The sequence below is a fragment of the Pseudoalteromonas phenolica genome (genome assembly GCF_005876835.1).
In the GTDB taxonomy this organism is placed as follows: Bacteria; Pseudomonadota; Gammaproteobacteria; order Enterobacterales; family Alteromonadaceae; genus Pseudoalteromonas; species Pseudoalteromonas phenolica_B.
In genome coordinates this window covers 261,957-279,019 of sequence record NZ_PPSW01000006.1, presented here as the reverse complement: position 1 = coordinate 279,019, position 17,063 = coordinate 261,957, and the positions used below count along the sequence as shown (strand labels likewise).

The following is a 17,063-nucleotide window of genomic DNA, read 5'->3' as shown; positions in this document are numbered from 1 at the left end:
GTTCGAGTGTAAATGATAAAATAGAGAATTATATTTCTTTTATCTCAATCGCTAATGCAATTTAAACTTTTACCAGAGTGGGCCGAGCAAGATGCAGTTATGCTAACTTGGCCTCATTTAGACACTGATTGGTCTGATATTTTAGACAAAGTTGAGCCTGTATACGTCGCTTTATGCCAGCAAATATCACAAGTAGAAGATGTGGTGATTGTTGCCCACAATGTATCGCTTAAAGCTCACATTTCAAACTTACTAAAAAACCATGAAGTTGACCTCACAAAAGTTCATTTTGTAGTTAACCCGTGTAATGATACCTGGGCTCGAGATCACGGCCCTATCACGACCCAAAATACCGAGGGAAAGTTATCAATTAAAGACTTTACCTTTACAGGCTGGGGCAATAAATTTGCTGCAGATCTAGATAATAAAATCAATAAAATACTTGTTGATGAACTTGCCGCATCTGAGAATGATTATGATGTCGTCGACATGGTACTCGAAGGTGGTGGAATTGAAATTAATGAATCAGGTACATTATTAACAACCACCGAGTGCTTGTTAAATGATAACCGTAACCCAGAATTGTCAAAAGATGGCGTTGAAGAAATCTTAAAAGACAAGCTAGGTGCAAAAGACTTTTTATGGGTCGATCACGGTTATTTAGCAGGTGATGACACCGACAGCCACATAGATACCCTAGTGAGATTTGCACCAAATAATACCTTAGTTTATGTTGGCTGCGATGATGAAAATGATGAACATTATGCTGCTTTATCTAAAATGGCCGAACAATTGCGCTCATTTCGAACACCTTCAGGTGACGCTTATAAACTAATTGAGCTACCTTGGCCAAAAGCGATCTTTGATGATGAAGGCAACCGCCTACCAGCAACCTACGCGAACTATTTTATCATGAACAAAACGGTGCTCGTGCCGGTTTATAACGATGAAAAAGATGCGCTTGCGCTTAAACAAATTCAGCTAGCTTATCCAGAGCATACTGTGATTGGGATTGATTGTGTTCCTATCATTCATCAATTCGGCAGCTTACACTGTATTACCATGCAATTGCCGAAAGGCTTTTTAAAGAGGATTTAACATGTCTAACAAATTAAAAGTGGGCATTGTTCAACACAGTAACTCAAGTGACGTTACAGAAAACACGAATAAAACAGTCGCTGAAATTAAAAATGCCGCAGCGCAAGGTGCGAAGCTTATTGTGCTGCAAGAGCTTCACAGAAGTCTCTATTTTTGCCAAACAGAAGATACAGAACTGTTCGATTTAGCTGAAACAATCCCAGGACCTTCGACTGAACTTTACGGTGAGCTCGCAAAAGAGCTGAATGTCGTTATTGTAACTTCTCTATTTGAAAAGCGTGCTACGGGTTTATATCACAATACTGCTGTTGTATTGGACACTGATGGCAGCATCGCTGGGAAATACAGAAAAATGCACATCCCTGATGATCCTGGTTTTTACGAAAAGTTCTACTTTACACCTGGTGATTTGGGCTTTGAACCTATTCAAACGTCGATTGGTAAATTAGGTGTATTAGTATGTTGGGATCAATGGTTCCCCGAAGCAGCTCGTTTAATGGCAATGGCTGGCGCTGAGTTATTAATTTACCCTACAGCGATTGGCTGGGATCCTCGTGATGATAAAGATGAGCAAATTCGTCAGCGCGACGCATGGATCATCTCACAACGTGCGCACGCTGTTGCAAACGGAGTGCCTGTTATTTCAGTAAACCGTGTCGGTCATGAAGCAGATACATCCGGTCAAAGTGAAGGCATTCAATTTTGGGGTAATTCCTTTGTAACTGGTCCTCAAGGTGAAATGTTATTGCATGCTGATGAGCAAGAAGCACAAACCTTAACGGTAGAAATTGATCAGGCCCGTAGTGAATCTGTTCGCCGTATTTGGCCGTATCTACGTGACCGCCGTATCGACCATTACGGTGACTTACAAAAAATTTATAGAGATTAAACACAGGTGGTATTAACTACCTCTAATTCTCAGCATTATTATAAGAAATAGGAGCTTTCATGGCGTCTGCGCATTGGCAATCTATGCCTTGGGTAAAAAATAACAAAGATAAAATTAGCTGGGGACAGTTAACAGGCAGTGGCTTAGCGCTCACAATTAGTGCAAACATAGCTGATAAAAAATCGATGACGGTCATTGTCACCCCAGATACCCCTTCTGCTTTGCGCCTTGAAACAGAATTAGACTATTTATTACAAGAATTTAAGGTGATGACATTCCCTGACTGGGAAACACTACCTTATGACCACTTCTCGCCACACCAAGATATTATTTCACAGCGCCTTGAAACGCTTAATGCATTGAAACAGCAAAGTAAGACTGTTTTAATTATTCCAGTTTCAACCCTCATGCTTAGAACAGCGCCACCTAGTTTTATTTATGGTCAAGCACTTAAGTTTAATTGTGGCGATACGGTTGATGCGCAGCAGCTAAAAGACTCATTAACAGAGTCGGGTTATCGACATGTTCAACAAGTCATGGAACATGGTGAATTTGCAGTGAGAGGCTCTATTGTAGATCTATACCCAATGGGCAGTAAAACGCCCTACCGTATTGATTTTTTCGACGACGAAATAGATTCTATTCGTTTATTCGATATTGAAACACAGCGCTCTAGTGATACAGTCAAAGAAATTGACCTATTACCTGCCCATGAATTTCCAACTAACCCAGAAGATATTGAAAGATTCAGAATAGCTTATCGAGCAGAGTTTGGCGCAAGCTCAGAGCAAGACTCTATCTATATGCAGGTTAGCAAGGCAAATTGGCCTGCTGGGATCGAGTATTATTTACCCCTATTCTTTGAGTCGCTTTCAACCATTTTTGATTATCTCCCAGAAGATGCAGCAATTATGCATCTTGCCGACATAGAACATGCTGCAAAGAGTTTTTGGGATGATGTTGAAAAAAGATACGAAAACCGACGAGTTGACCCTTTAAGGCCGCTATTATCGCCAGAAAAGCTCTACTTACCTGTGGAATCGCTTTATCAGCAGTTTAAACAATTCGCACGAGTAAATTTAACTCAAGCCAAATTACCAACAAAAGCGGGCAATACAAATTTAGATGCGGCTTTAATTGATGGCGTACGAATCGACCATAAAAAACCAGAGCCTTACGATGCTATTTTGAAGTTTATAGCTGAACAAAAGAAGCAAAAAGCACGCATTTTGTTTAGTGTAGAATCTGACGGTCGTCGGGAATCGTTACTTACATTATTAAAAACAACAAATTTAAAACTTAAGCAATTCGAACATCTGAACGATTTTACCGCTACCTCTAATGACGTCGGTATTATTGTAAGTCCACTCGAGCAAAGTATTTCACTCTCTGGTAAACCCAAACTTAACATTATTACTGAGCAAGAGTTGCTTGGTATTAAAGTCTCACAAAGACGCCGCCGCAAGCATAAATATGAACAAGGCCAAGACGCTTTAATTCGTAACTTAGCTGAGCTCAAAGAAGGTCAACCGATTGTTCATTTAGACCACGGTGTGGGTAGATACCTAGGTTTACAAACTATCGATGCAGCGGGTGTAGCAACCGAGTTTGTGACCATTACCTATGCTAACGAAGCAAAACTTTATGTACCTGTTTCTGCTTTACACATGTTGAGTCGTTATTCAGGTGGTGAAGAAGCATCCGCACCACTTCATAAGCTAGGCTCAGATGTATGGGAAAAGGCGAAAAGGCGTGCCGCAGAAAAAGTCAGAGACGTTGCCGCTGAATTACTCGATATCTATGCAAAACGCCAAAGTAAACCTGGATACAAGTTTAAGCTTGATGGTCAGGGTTATCGTGATTTTGCAGATAGCTTCCCATTTGAAGAAACTGACGATCAACGTAACGCCATAGAAGCTGTGCTTGCAGATATGCAATCTAATCAAGCAATGGATCGATTAGTCTGTGGTGATGTCGGTTTTGGTAAAACAGAAGTGGCAATGCGTGGTGCATTTGCCGCGGTAAACGATGGCAAACAAGTTGCTGTGCTGGTACCAACCACACTTCTTGCTCAACAACACTTTGAAAATTTCAAAGACCGTTTTGCAGATTTACCCGTTGAAGTTGGTGTTTTATCACGATTTAACAGCACAAAAGAGCAAAAAGAAACCCTATCTAAGTTAGAAAATGGCACCATAGATATTGTCATTGGTACTCATAAACTTATCCAAGACAATATTAAATTCAGTGATTTAGGCTTACTCATTGTTGACGAAGAGCACCGTTTTGGTGTGCGTCAAAAAGAGAAAATTAAACAGCTACGTGCTGACGTTGATATTTTAACGCTGACTGCCACACCAATTCCAAGAACGCTCAATATGGCGATGAGTGGCATGCGAGATTTATCTATTATCGCTACACCGCCTGCAAAACGCCTAGCTGTGAAAACATTTGTTGAAGAGCGAAATGATGAGCTAATAAGAGAAGCCATTTTGCGTGAAATAAAACGTGGCGGGCAAGTTTACTTCTTACATAACAATGTAGAAACCATTGAAAAAACCGCATTTGATATTTCAGAGCTTGTGCCTGAAGCCAGTGTTGCCATTGCCCATGGCCAAATGCGTGAGCGCGAATTAGAAAACCTGATGAGTGATTTTTATCACCAAAAGCATAATGTACTGGTGTGTACGACCATCATTGAAACGGGTATTGATATCGCGTCTGCAAATACCATTATCATGGATAGAGCTGACAAACTTGGTTTGGCACAACTTCATCAATTAAGAGGACGTGTTGGCCGAAGCCACCATCAAGCTTATGCTTACTTATTAACTAGAAATAGCCAATCTCTCAGCAAAGATGCTGTAAAGCGCTTACAAGCTATAGAGTCTCTTGAAGACTTAGGCGCTGGTTTTGCGCTGGCAACACACGATTTAGAAATTCGTGGTGCCGGTGAGTTGTTGGGTGATGATCAAAGTGGTCAAATCCAGTCTGTTGGCTTCACTTTATATATGGAGATGCTTGAACATGCTGTTCAAGCGCTACGCGATGGTAAAGAGCCAACACTTGAGAACTTGTTACAACAGCAAACTGAAGTAGATCTTAAAATTCCAGCGCTACTACCAGATGATTATATTCCAGATGTGAATATTCGACTGAGCATGTATAAACGTATCGCTTCTATTGCAAGCGCCGATGAAATAGACGAAATGAAAGTTGAGCTTATTGACCGTTTTGGACTGCTACCAGATGCGACTAAAAACTTGTTTGCTATACAGCAAATTAAACTTCAAGCGAACAAAATTGGTGTGAGTAAAATAGAAGCCAACATCAAAGGCGGCTACTTCGAGTTCAGTTCTGATACAAAAGTTAACCCAACGTTCATCATTGCTTTGATACAAAGTAATCCGTCAGTCTATAGAATGGAAGGTGCAAATAAGTTACGCTTCAACATAGAAGAAAAAAATGGCCAAGAAAGACTAAAATTAATTAGTGCCATGATAAATGATTTTGATAAAAAGGCATCTGCATGAAGCATAAGCTTTTAAAGCTCACAACATTGACGTTTTTAACTGCGTTTGCAGCCAATGCAAACGCAACCCGTTGGTTTGAAATTGAACTCATTGCTTTCGAGCAAAAACCAACGCCTGAATTACGAGAAGATTTTAAACTTGAGCGTAAACCGATCCAGGCACGAAAAACATTGGATATAATTGAAACTGGGTTAAACAATCAAGGTCAGATCCAATGTTTGGCAGGTGAACAGCAATTTGATCCTAGAGAATTGAGCCAGCAAATCGTGGCAACATCCAGCTCTTGGCAATGTGATGATGATAGAAATTATCTTGAACAAATACAGGCCTTGCCATTAACACCCTTTGCAGAGCCACAAGAACATATGGATTCGATGTATTTGCTCGCTGAAGAACAGTTTCAATTTGAATCTGTTTTGAATAAATTAAAACGTAAAGGGTTGAATCCAATACTACACACTGGCTGGCGCTTTCCTGAAATGAGTAGCCGACGCGCGCCAAGTATTGAAATCATAGCTGGGCAAAAAATTGCTAAACCAACCAGCTATAAAGCAATTAATAACATCAGTAATGATGGTTACATTAGCCTTTTAGATAAGCCTATACAACATCAAGCGATTAACGATGAGTTTAAATGGCAAGTTGAAGGGCAAATGAAAATTCATGTCAGACATTATTTGTTTGTTACTACAGGTCTAGATATCAATTTCATTGATAACGAAGGTGAATTACAACAAGCAAGAATGTCTCAATATACTCGTGTTTATAGTGGTGATATACATTACTTAGATCACCCTAGACTCGGGATAATATTTCAAATAAGAAAATATAAACATTAAGCACGAGGGGTTAATATGAAAAAACTACTACTAGTTGCAGCACTACTTACATTAGCTGGCTGTTCAAAAGTAAATAAAGAAAACTACGACAAAATCAAAGTCGGCATGGACAAAGCTGAAGTTGAAGCAATAATAGGGTCAGCTGATTCGTGTGAAGAAAAAACATTACACACAAATTGTGTCTGGGGCGGTGAAGAGAAAAACATCACAATCACACTTGTGTCAGATAAAGTGACATTATTCTCGAGCAAAGGTTTAAAGTAATTTAAATATCTTAACAGCTCATACCAAAATCCCCACAAATGTGGGGATTTTTTCGTTAACACTCAGAATTTATAAAATCAAATGGTTACGCAGCATCAGATATAACCCGATCTCTCCCCTGCTCTTTTGCATCGTATAAGAGTTCATCTACACGTTTAAAAATATTCTCGGTAGTTTCGCCGGAACGATATTCAGTTACGCCAATACTTGAGGTTACACACAATGATTGCGCTTTACTCACTGCAATAGGTGTTTCTCTTAATCGGGTAGCAATTTCGTTTGCCAGTTTTAAAGCCTGTGCATTGGACTTATGTGGCAGTACTATTAAAAATTCTTCTCCGCCATAACGCGAAACTATATCAGTACTTCTTACCGAATTTGATAATACAGATGCAGCCTCCTTCAGTACCTTATCACCAGCAATATGACCAAATGTATCGTTTATACGCTTAAATCTATCTAGATCGAACATAATGACAGAAAACTTATTTGCTTCAGATTTTAAATGTTCGATTGAACGTAATAAAACACGTCTGTTTATCAGTTTCGTTAAAGGATCCACAGTGGACTCTCTATAGAGGTGCATCAACATTGAAAGTTGAGCTATTTGCAGCCATAAACTGATCCCGGCGAACAGTACAAATAACCAAGTATTATTAAACAGTGACCAAACATCACCTTGATAGAAAAGACTTTGTACAATTGCAAACGGACAAAATATAAAAGCCATTAGAATAAGGCTTCCTCTAATCGTTAGAGGAAATAATCCGACCATAGCTAAAATCAAAAAAGGTAGCATTGAGAAAATAAATGGCACGTCATTAAGACTATCAAAGGTCATCATTGAAGCTAAATAAAACAAAGAAGGTAGGAAAAAAGACAGTGCGACTACTTTTTTAATGAGTAAGGCAGAACAACATTTTTTAATAAAATAAGCCATTGCGAGTAGACTGGCTGACAAAACAAGGCGACTAATTAATATGGTAGTCGCTTGCGCATATTCGAAGGCATAAAAGTCATAAATGGAAAAAAAAGGCACCGAAATGGCGAAGAAAATACACATCACCCAAAGTCGTTTTCTGATATAAATAGAGCGCTTTTGAGTAAAGTCGTTCGAATGATTATTTGAACTTAATAAGTCTAATAATATGTTCTGTTCAAGCCCTAGTAGTTTCAAAAACGTATTTAACTGCCACTTCCTTTTGTTTCCATTGTTAATGTTTATCGAATCTGTTGAATTTACCATGCCTAAAACTCATCCCATTATGTAATGAACATTATTATGATTAGATTTTAGGCTGAGCAAAAAAAGTACTGTTAATTTAGATCAAGTTTATTGCAGAATTTAGCTTAAACTCGGAAGGTAATGGTTAAGGCACTACTGCTCCCAAGTTTTCATTTTTCGATAAATAGTTGAAGGGCTAAGCTCTAACATGGCCGCTGCTTTTGGGATATTGTTACCACAAATTTCAATTGCTTGTTCAATATACTCTTTTTCCACAATCCACATCGGTCTGATATCAAAATGGCTTTGCATTGCAACAACAGGTTCATTTGGTGCTGCAACAAGTGAGTCTGTTTGCAATGCATCAAATGATTGGTTAGGTGTTGATTGTGCATTAACTTGAGTGTTAGGAGCAATTTGTTGGACGTTGCTATTAGTAACTGGGAAAGCAGGAAACATATGCGCGTCAATGACTTCACTATGATTCATGACTAAGGTATTCCGGATCATGTTTTCTAGCTGACGTACGTTACCTGGCCAATCATAGTTAAGCAGTTTTTGTTTCGCATTTTCAGTTAACTTTTCAAAAAATTTGCCTTCTTCTTTTGCAATACGTTCAAACATAGCTTGTGCTATTTGCACAACATCTTCACCACGCTCTCTTAACGGTGGAAGCTGTATCGGAATAACATAAAGGCGGTAATATAAGTCTTCTCTAAAACGCCCTTCTTGCACTTCTAACCAAGGATCACGATTTGTTGCACATACAAACCTAACATTTACTGACTGTAAAGTTTCACTGCCTACTTTTTGGAAAGTACCGGTTTGAATAAAGCGGAGTAACTTACTCTGCAGACCAAGGTCCATTTCGCATAATTCATCTAGAAATAACGTACCGCCGTCTGCTTGACCTGCTGCACCTTCGCGATTTGATGTCGCCCCCGTAAAAGCACCTTTGACGTGACCAAAGATTTCACTTTCTATTAAATCTTTGGGGATCGCTGCACAGTTTAGTGCAACAAACGGAGCTTGTTTTCGATCACTACACTCGTGCACCGCTTTGGCACACAGCTCTTTACCCGTGCCACTTTCACCAGTGATAAAAACCGTCGCTTTGGAGTTCGCCGCATTAGAAATGATTTGATAAACACTTTGCATTACAGAAGATTTGCCTATCAACTGGCAAAAACGACCGTTTTCAAACGTTGATTGATACTCTTCAACTTTTTTGCTGAGTGTTTTTAATTTTAAACCATTGTTTACCGTGATCCTAAAACGTTCAGCATCAATCGGCTTTTCTAGGAAATCGATAGCACCGTGACGAATTGCTTCTACAGCCAGCTCCTTACTCGCATGGGCTGTGAGTACAATAACATCAGGACGATTTTGATCAGGCAATTGCGCTAAGATGTCCATGCCGCTCATATCTGGCAGCATGATATCTAAAATGATTAAATCAGGTTGATTAGCATCTAAATAATCTAATGCAGCTTGCCCTGTACCGGCCACAAAGGTTTTTAGACCTGTAGGAATAAGGTAAGACTGATACAGTAATGCAAGAGACTCTGTATCTTCTACAATTAAAATACTCGCTGGCATAGCAACCTCCTGATTGCAAAATCATTTCCTATACTTTATTAAGAACCAGTAATGTTGAATCGTCAATCTCTTTTGTTAAATCAGGTAGGCATTTTTGCCAAAGTTGTGTTTGAAATTCAGTACTTTGAAAGCTCATCTCACTCAGCTTATTTTTAATAAACTCTTCTGATGCACTAAACTTGTCACTATTCTCGTGAAGACCATCAGTAAAAGCGATGATGTAAGCTGACGAGGGTAAAACCAAAGATTTTGAGTTGTATTGATATGAAGCGTTTAACCCTATGATAGGCTCGCTCGACTCTAATGACATTACAGTGTCGTTTTGTTTATCAATGAGTAAGAAACTAGGTTGACCGATATTGATGTATTCAAGCGTGTCGTCGACAAATTTAAACCCCAGCAAAGTGAATATTTTGTCTTTATTAATACAAATTCCGTTAATTACTGCGTCGTTCAAATCGTTCACCATGCTCGATAAATCATTTGAGTTCTTTACTAGCCCATAAATAAAGCCTTTTAATTCACTCGCCGTATTTGCGGCAGCTTCGCCATGACCCATGACATCAACTAAAAATACAAAGTGTTCACCTTTTTCTTTGTTACTGTAATTTAAAACAAAATCTCCACTTCTTTCGTGTGTTGCACTGCCAAACACTGACAATGATTTATTCGAATCTAGCTCTATTAAATTATTGCTGTATGCATTTTTAACCTTTGATCTGAGTGTATCTTTTTTTCGTCTTAAAACACGTTCACAAATAAGTTGAATGTCTTCTTTGTTGAGTGGCTTAATTACATAGTCGTCTATACCCACAGACACTGTTTGCTTGATCGTATCAATCGCATCGTCAATAGACATAACGATGATCCCGAGATTGGCTAAATGTTGATAACGGTTTATCTGTTCGATGAATTTAGTTGCCAACATCTGATTTAAATTCAAATCTATTAGCAATAAATCAACGTCATGTTTTGATATAAATGAATGAGCTTTATATTCGCAATCGAATGCATACACGGCATAATCATCTTTTAGATAGCACTCGATTAATTTTAGGGTTGATAGTTCGTCCTCTATAATGACGACTTTGGTTTTATCTGAATTGCTGGTGAGTGTGATTCTGAAATGGTTTTGCGCTGACTCTTCATAGTATTGATATTGTGGGAAGTAGTGATTGATTAGTGCCAAACCCATACCACCTTCTTTTAACTGCCCATCGTTTATCACTGCACTTCTGTCGTTTTGTTTGTCTTGAGCAAATTCAGCAAAAAATTGTGTATTATCGATAATAGTTAGGGCAACGCCTCCTTTAATATTGTCTATTACTAGGGTCATTACGCCATCTTCACCTTCTGAATGACGAATTAAATTCGATAGATACTCTGTTAATACAAGGCCTGTATTATCAATGTCTTCCTTAGATACCTTCATCTGCTTAAGGTAATGATGCAATATTTCTCTCACTGACTGAATTGCAGGCCAGACTAGATTAAACCTTCTATAAAACAGTGTCGACATAGTTACCTCATACCGCTTCAAATAACCATTTTTGTTTCTTAATCGCGGTGATTAATTTTACTTTGAGCCAAGGAAAACGATTTAATCTATGCTCAACACTTTCAATTAAACGCGGGCCTAACGGAGGTAGAGCGAACTGACTCACGACGACTTCAATATGTTTGAAATTGGCTTTTTTAATTTTATCTACACTGACTTGAACTTGTTCTTCATTGTTAATGCCAAGTGCCACATTCAAAATAGCCATGTCTGTTGCACTTGAAATAACATGAAGCGGAATATTTTGTCGATTATTTTGCATCAAAGGTGGCATATCAAAGATGATATAAGTGAACTCCTGTTCAAGCATTAGAATAGCTTGCTGTAAAATGCCAAACTCTCTTACTTGTGCGTCTTCTTTCAACTCTTTAACCGTTAGAAAGTCAAACTGCTTCAATCGTTTTGTATAAAGCTGACAGCTTATATCATCAAAACTCCAGCCTTGGTCATCCATCTGCTCTTCTAACCAATCAAATGACATTGGGTTATACGAGTTTAAGTCAACTAATAACACTTTCTTGTCGATGGTTTGTAGTCTTCTTGCTAAGCAAACCGAAATTGAACTTGTGCCCTCTTCTCCAACAGGAGAAAAAACACATAAACACTTGGCTTTTTTGTCTACAATATTTTTATAGACAGCTTCAACTTCTTGATATTCTGTAGGAATTAACTTCATAGCCCAACCGCCAATGCAAGTATTGTTAAGAAATCGACAATTGAACTTTTCGCTCTTTGTCCAAAGTCTTGGCCTTGATCAGGTATATATACGGTATCACCAGCACGTAAAACAGGAATGTGCATCGAATTAGGTTCACGTATAAACTCTTCAAGGTCGAAACGTCTCGCTTGCTCTTTACAACATGAGTGATTTATCACAACAATGTTTTCGATTAAGGCACTTCCTGTCGGGCCACCTGCTTCTGCTAATAAATCAAGTAAAGTCATTGAATCATCAAACGAGTAGCGTCCGGGTGTTTTGATTGCGCCCATCACGCGAACAACATTTTCTTTTTTTCGACTCAACCAATCTCGGGATTTCTCAGGAATATAGATTGTGTCTCCAGGGAGTACTTTCGGAAAAAGTGTCTCATCGCCGGTCTCAAAATAAAGTGCTAGGTCTAGTTTGCTCACTCTGGCTTCATAGCCATTGCGGTGCGTTATGCGAATATTTCTAATGTCAGCATTACTGTTAGGGCCGTCAGCTGCAGATAAAATATCAATGAAATGCAGTGACTCATCAAATGCATATCGGCCAGGGGCACCGACTTGTCCCATCACATAAATTGAAGTATCTGGATCTTGTCTCACCCATTGTGATTTGTTGTCTTTAGGGTCATGTGGTAATTCTTCAACGATAATAGTATCACCTGCTTGAATGCTAGGTAGCGGGTAACTACCGTCAGGACTATTTACGTAATCATCCATACTAAAGCGCTGTAAAACTTCGCCTGCTCTAAAAATCTTAATATCGTTTACATTAGCCCCTTTAGTTGGGCCACCAGCGTGTGCAAATAAATCCGTGAAATCCATTTCATCACTCCATTCATAACGCCCTGGACTATTCACGGCGCCCATCACTTTTACTGCGCGTTGAGGCGGTACTTTCAGCCAGCTTTTTTCATTGATATCTGTTTTTTCTGGTACAAATACAACATCTCCTGGGTTAATTGGTGGGATTGGAGAAGTTGCTACGCCATCACTGTAAGATTGCAAATCAAAATAAATACTTTCACCAGATGGCTTCAAAATTCTGATTTGTCGTGTTTCAGCAAAACGAGTAGGTCCACCAGCATTAGCTAGAATATCTAAAAAGCCTATTTTATCTGTTGATTCATAGGCGCCTGGTTTTTGAACTTCACCCATAATATAAACGGTTCTTGCCGTGGTATTCACATCTTCAACCATAATCGGCACATAGATTGTGGTACCACCTTCTATTCTTGGTAGTAAAGATTCTTCACCAGAGTCTAAATACTGTTTCAAATCAAATATTTCAGGCTCGCCATTACGTATAACACGAATTTTTGTTACATCTGCATAGCGCGTTACCCCTTCTGCACGCATTAATGCATCAATAATGTTCATATCTTCTTTGTAAGAAAAACTGCCTGGACTGTGTAACTCACCAAACAGCGTCACAGCTTTCTCATTGCCTTCAGCATCACCGGATGCTGATAGCGTTTGGGCGTCGAAATCGATTTGTACATTACCAAGAAGGGGCGAAACTGGAACAAAGACAATGTCACCTGATCTTAGCGCTGGAAGCTTATTCGGGTCGCCACTATCAAGATATGCCTTATAATCAAAACTGATACTTTCGTCACCGCGACGGATCTGAAGCTTATTTAGCTGAGCTCCCGGTTTTAGCCCCCCAGCCCGCGAGATGACCATTTGTATATTGCCATCTTCAGGAATACTGACTTGAGAAGGCTCATTCACATAACCTAAAACGGTAACCAGTAAATCTCTTGCTCTTATTTCTACATAAAACTGCTCAAGACCTTTGTAAACTCCGCTCAACTGCAATTTAATTTCATTTTCGACGCGTTGAATGGTTTTACCTGCCACTGTCACCTTGCCTATTTCAGGCACATTGATTTGACCTTTTTTATCCACCTCAAATACATCTTCAAAATCTGCTTCATTGGGCATATTCAAAAATAGTTTATTGCCCACTTCTATAATCGTAGTCTTACCTTCCGTTGATGATGATTCTTCTGCAGAAGAAGGCAAAGACAAGCTAGATGCAATAATTAAAAGCAAAAAAACTATCAGGCTGTTTATATTATTTTTTACCATCACTTCGCTCCTTAGTCAGCTCATCTGTCCACGATGTAAGTGGTTTTAGGTGAGTTTCTGCATCAATTTGTGATTCAGCATTGAGAATATAAGCATTTACACGTCTATCTGAGTGGCGGCTAACCGCGTTGTTATTGCTTTCGCTGTAAGGGGAGAGACTCCCTTGGGTAACAGTGGTAATAATTGTAGGTTTAACTCCATATACGCTCAACCAATGTTTTACCTTTTCTGCCCGTTTGAAGGCGAGCTCATAATTATCAGAGTCAATGCCCTTCTTGTCTGTATGACCAACAAGAAGTAGTTCAATTTCGGGGACCAATTTTAATAAATCAGCGGCTTGAGTAAGCCTTTTCATATATTTTGGTGTCACTTCGAAACTATCAAATGCAAACTGATTGTCACTGTTCAGCAATGATTTGATCTGCTTAATTATTTTGAGTGAATCGTCTTTGTTGGTGTGGTTTTGTGTCATAGCACACCCAGTAAGCTTCAGGACACGTTCAAAGTGGTTTTGTAATAAATTCAGTTGATGATAAAAAATCCTCAAATCAGCCTGTGCATCTGCATACATTTCAGCAGCAAGCATTCTCTTAATTCGATTAGATAACATTTCAGCTTGATATACTTGTGCAGGCATGCATTTATTTACACCACGCACTTTCAACCAATCTAATTTCATTTGAATATGTTCATATTCGTTTGCAATGTGCATCGGTGCTGATGCGTACCAGGTTTCGCTATTTGTTTCATTGTCAGGATGATACTCTTCAGCCCAACCACCTTTGCCTTGCTCGGGCCAAGTACTACAGCCCGAAACCACTATCAGCATAAGTAAAATATATATCCATCTCATAGCAACTCTCCTGGTTTTAATTTTATCTATTCATCAATAAAATCAATGGTTAAATCGACTCTTAGTAAGGTCATTAATTTTCTTGGTTGACCGTTTACTTTCAGTAATTGCATATTCACGCCGCGTTGTTCAATCCGCTTGAATAAGAACACCATTGCTCCAATACCTGAAGAATCAATAAACTCTGTCTTATTGAAATTTAGTACAATATTGTCTTGGTGTGTATTCGCAAGTGAATCAAATTGTTCTCTATATCGGTCGACAGACATACCTGAAAAGTCACTAGGCAGTTCTACAATGATTTTGTCATCGATTACTTCAGTTGGTAGTTGCTGATACATGATAGCTATCCTCTCGTTAGGTTTAATTATAACTATCAAGTTGAATGCCAGAATTTAACCTATTGAAATAAAGTGCTTTTATAGATTTAAGTTTAGAGCTTTTGCAAATTGCAAAGAGTAAAACAGTAAACAATTGCAAAATGCGAGTCACTTGTGAATTAAGAAGGGGATATATGAAATGGGTTTAACCGAATGAAAAAAGCCAAGTTGAACTTGGCTTGGATTTATATCAAAGAATCTATTGATATACATTACTTTCCTTTTCCCATAAGCACGACTTGAATAGTTTTAACTAGAATGCTCATCTCTGTTCTGTACCAAGATGAAAAGCTAGACAGCGACAGTGCATAAGCATAATCCCAGGCTATCTTTCTTCTAACACCTTCAATATTTTCATCGTAGCCGTTCATTACTTGCGCTAAACCTGAAATTCCCGGTTTTAATTGATAAGTACGGTGCGTGAAATAAGGAACGTTTTCTTCTAAGTTTTTATAAAACACAGGACGTTCAGGGCGAGGACCAATTAATGACATTTCGCCTTTGAGTACATTCCATAATTGAGGTAATTCATCTAAACGTGTTTTTCTTAAAAAACGCCCTACACGTGTGATCCTAGGGTCATTATCAGACGCCCACACAGCACCACTGCGTGCTTCTGCATCAATATACATACTTCTCAGCTTGTAAACGTAAATTAGGCTTACAAAATCATCTGTAGACTCTCCAACCCTTAACTGTTTGTAAATAATGCCCCCTTTTGAATCTAGCTTTATGGCAATGGCTACAAGCAACAGAATAGGAGCTGTCAATAGCAGACCAACTGAAGCGCCAATGACATCGATAAAACGTTTAGTGATTAAGATACGTTTTTGCTCAGAGTTATTTTTTGGGGGAACACGAGACCAACTTTGCTTATAGACACCTTTGTGAAATTGCACGATTCCGTATAAACCCACTAGATAACTAAACAACATATAATTCACAGAATCGAATACAGGGAGCTTAAAGCTGATCAGTCCACGGATTTTAGCTAAACCAATTAAGTTTGTTATCAGTAGCCCGATTGCTGCAACTGTATATAAACCGCCAACTAATACTGTCTGACTGAATAAAGTAATATAAAGTACAGCGATACAAATTGGCATGACACCTCTTAGCCCTTTACTAGAAGTAAAAATAAGTTTTTGCCACAGGTTAAAAGATCCGAACTTCTTCACTAGCAAGCCAAGTTGTTGCCAGTTTCCTGCACAAATACGAACACGGCGTGTGTAGTCTTTGTCTAACGCATCTTCTTCCATCTCAACCATGTTGATGTCTTCTGATATTGCAATCACATGCTCTTTATCAACTGCTTGAACCGCTTGAATGAAATCGTCATTAATGGTGCCTTCATCAAGAGGCTTAACTAAATGACTTTTTATAGCAAGTAAAGAGCCCGAAACACCATTGACCGCGCCAAAGATACTTTCATCTAAGCGCGTTTTATTTTGCAGAGCCCAGTAGCCGCTCTGTTCATTGTTAGCTTGGTCATACACTTGATATAAGCCCGATACAACGGCAACTTTCTTATCTGCCATTTTGCACGCGACTTCTTGAAAAGCATTTATGCTCAACATAGCACTCACATCTGAAAACAGCACCACATCATAATCACTGCTGTATAAGTTAATGAGATGATTGATTGCGTTTAGCTTACCTTTATTTTGATCAAACACATCGATATGACAAAATATGTTTTGTTCAGCCAGTCTATCGAGTGCTGGAGTTGCGCACGCGAGTGTGTCATCAGTACAGCCATCAAGCACAAGGTGAATAGCAATCTTTTCATTCGGGTAAATTTGACTGGCAATATTGATGAGCTTGTCATAAATATATGCTTGCTCATTATGAGCTGCCATGAACACCGCAATTTTTGGCTGATACGCTTTAATACAATCGCTTTGCAAATTGCGACGCTGTTTGTATTTTGCAACAACACTGAGTGCCAAAGGGTAAACCCCATGGTGATAGATCACTAAACCGATACAGATGATGAGAACGATATCCATGGTATTCATAACTTACT

General features: G+C 38.9%; 13 protein-coding genes. 5 read left to right on the top strand and 8 right to left on the bottom strand.

The window, feature by feature from the left end; all coding sequences use genetic code 11:
• Positions 1 to 54 precede the first annotated feature (54 nt).
• The 5 genes from C1E24_RS03715 to C1E24_RS03695 are packed head-to-tail and all read left to right on the top strand — an operon-like array spanning position 55 to position 6,623.
• Complete coding sequence (locus C1E24_RS03715; protein WP_138478844.1) at positions 55 to 1,098, top strand: agmatine deiminase family protein; 1,044 nt, start codon at positions 55 to 57, stop codon at positions 1,096 to 1,098.
• Position 1,099: 1 nt separating this feature from the next.
• The gene (locus C1E24_RS03710) at positions 1,100 to 1,987 is read left to right on the top strand and encodes a carbon-nitrogen hydrolase (protein WP_138478842.1); all 888 of its coding nucleotides are present in this window, start codon (positions 1,100 to 1,102) and stop codon (positions 1,985 to 1,987) included.
• Between the two features lie 59 nt (positions 1,988 to 2,046).
• Complete coding sequence (mfd, locus tag C1E24_RS03705; protein ID WP_138478840.1) at positions 2,047 to 5,520, top strand: transcription-repair coupling factor; 3,474 nt, start codon at positions 2,047 to 2,049, stop codon at positions 5,518 to 5,520.
• Positions 5,517 to 6,359 carry a CsiV family protein gene (locus C1E24_RS03700; RefSeq protein WP_138478838.1) on the top strand — a complete coding sequence of 281 codons (843 nt, stop codon included), beginning with the start codon at positions 5,517 to 5,519 and terminating at the stop codon, positions 6,357 to 6,359. Before mfd ends, C1E24_RS03700 begins: the two co-directional genes overlap by 4 nt.
• A 15-nt stretch (positions 6,360 to 6,374) precedes the next feature.
• Positions 6,375 to 6,623 (top strand): outer membrane protein assembly factor BamE, encoded by a 249-nt coding sequence (locus tag C1E24_RS03695; protein WP_138478836.1) that lies wholly within the window; start codon positions 6,375 to 6,377, stop codon positions 6,621 to 6,623.
• A gap of 85 nt (positions 6,624 to 6,708) precedes the next feature.
• Here C1E24_RS03695 and C1E24_RS03690 read toward each other — a convergent pair whose 3' ends face one another.
• The 8 genes from C1E24_RS03690 to C1E24_RS03655 all read right to left on the bottom strand — a co-directional run bounded on the left by C1E24_RS03690 (position 6,709) and on the right by C1E24_RS03655 (position 17,055).
• Positions 6,709 to 7,869, bottom strand: a complete 1,161-nt coding sequence (locus tag C1E24_RS03690; RefSeq protein WP_138478834.1) for a GGDEF domain-containing protein — start codon at positions 7,867 to 7,869, stop codon at positions 6,709 to 6,711.
• Positions 7,870 to 8,001: 132 nt separating this feature from the next.
• Positions 8,002 to 9,447, bottom strand: a complete 1,446-nt coding sequence (locus tag C1E24_RS03685; protein WP_138478832.1) for a sigma-54-dependent transcriptional regulator — start codon at positions 9,445 to 9,447, stop codon at positions 8,002 to 8,004.
• A 28-nt stretch (positions 9,448 to 9,475) separates the two neighbouring features.
• Positions 9,476 to 10,966 (bottom strand): SpoIIE family protein phosphatase, encoded by a 1,491-nt coding sequence (locus C1E24_RS03680; RefSeq protein ID WP_138478830.1) that lies wholly within the window; start codon positions 10,964 to 10,966, stop codon positions 9,476 to 9,478.
• Positions 10,967 to 10,973: 7 nt separating this feature from the next.
• Positions 10,974 to 11,681 carry a tyrosine-protein kinase family protein gene (locus tag C1E24_RS03675; RefSeq protein WP_138478828.1) on the bottom strand — a complete coding sequence of 236 codons (708 nt, stop codon included), beginning with the start codon at positions 11,679 to 11,681 and terminating at the stop codon, positions 10,974 to 10,976.
• On the bottom strand, positions 11,678 to 13,804 hold the full coding sequence (locus C1E24_RS03670) for an SLBB domain-containing protein (RefSeq protein ID WP_138478826.1): 2,127 nt from the start codon (positions 13,802 to 13,804) through the stop codon (positions 11,678 to 11,680). The genes C1E24_RS03675 and C1E24_RS03670 overlap by 4 nt, the downstream gene beginning before the upstream one ends.
• Entirely contained in the window at positions 13,791 to 14,657 is an 867-nt protein-coding gene (locus C1E24_RS03665; protein WP_138478824.1) for an OmpA family protein, read from the bottom strand. Before C1E24_RS03665 ends, C1E24_RS03670 begins: the two co-directional genes overlap by 14 nt.
• Positions 14,658 to 14,683: 26 nt before the next feature.
• Positions 14,684 to 14,998: an STAS domain-containing protein gene (locus tag C1E24_RS03660; RefSeq protein ID WP_138478822.1), complete on the bottom strand. Its 315-nt coding sequence runs from the start codon at positions 14,996 to 14,998 to the stop codon at positions 14,684 to 14,686.
• 251 nt (positions 14,999 to 15,249) lie between these two features.
• Positions 15,250 to 17,055 (bottom strand): sugar transferase, encoded by a 1,806-nt coding sequence (locus C1E24_RS03655; RefSeq protein WP_240721929.1) that lies wholly within the window; start codon positions 17,053 to 17,055, stop codon positions 15,250 to 15,252.
• Positions 17,056 to 17,063 lie beyond the last annotated feature (8 nt).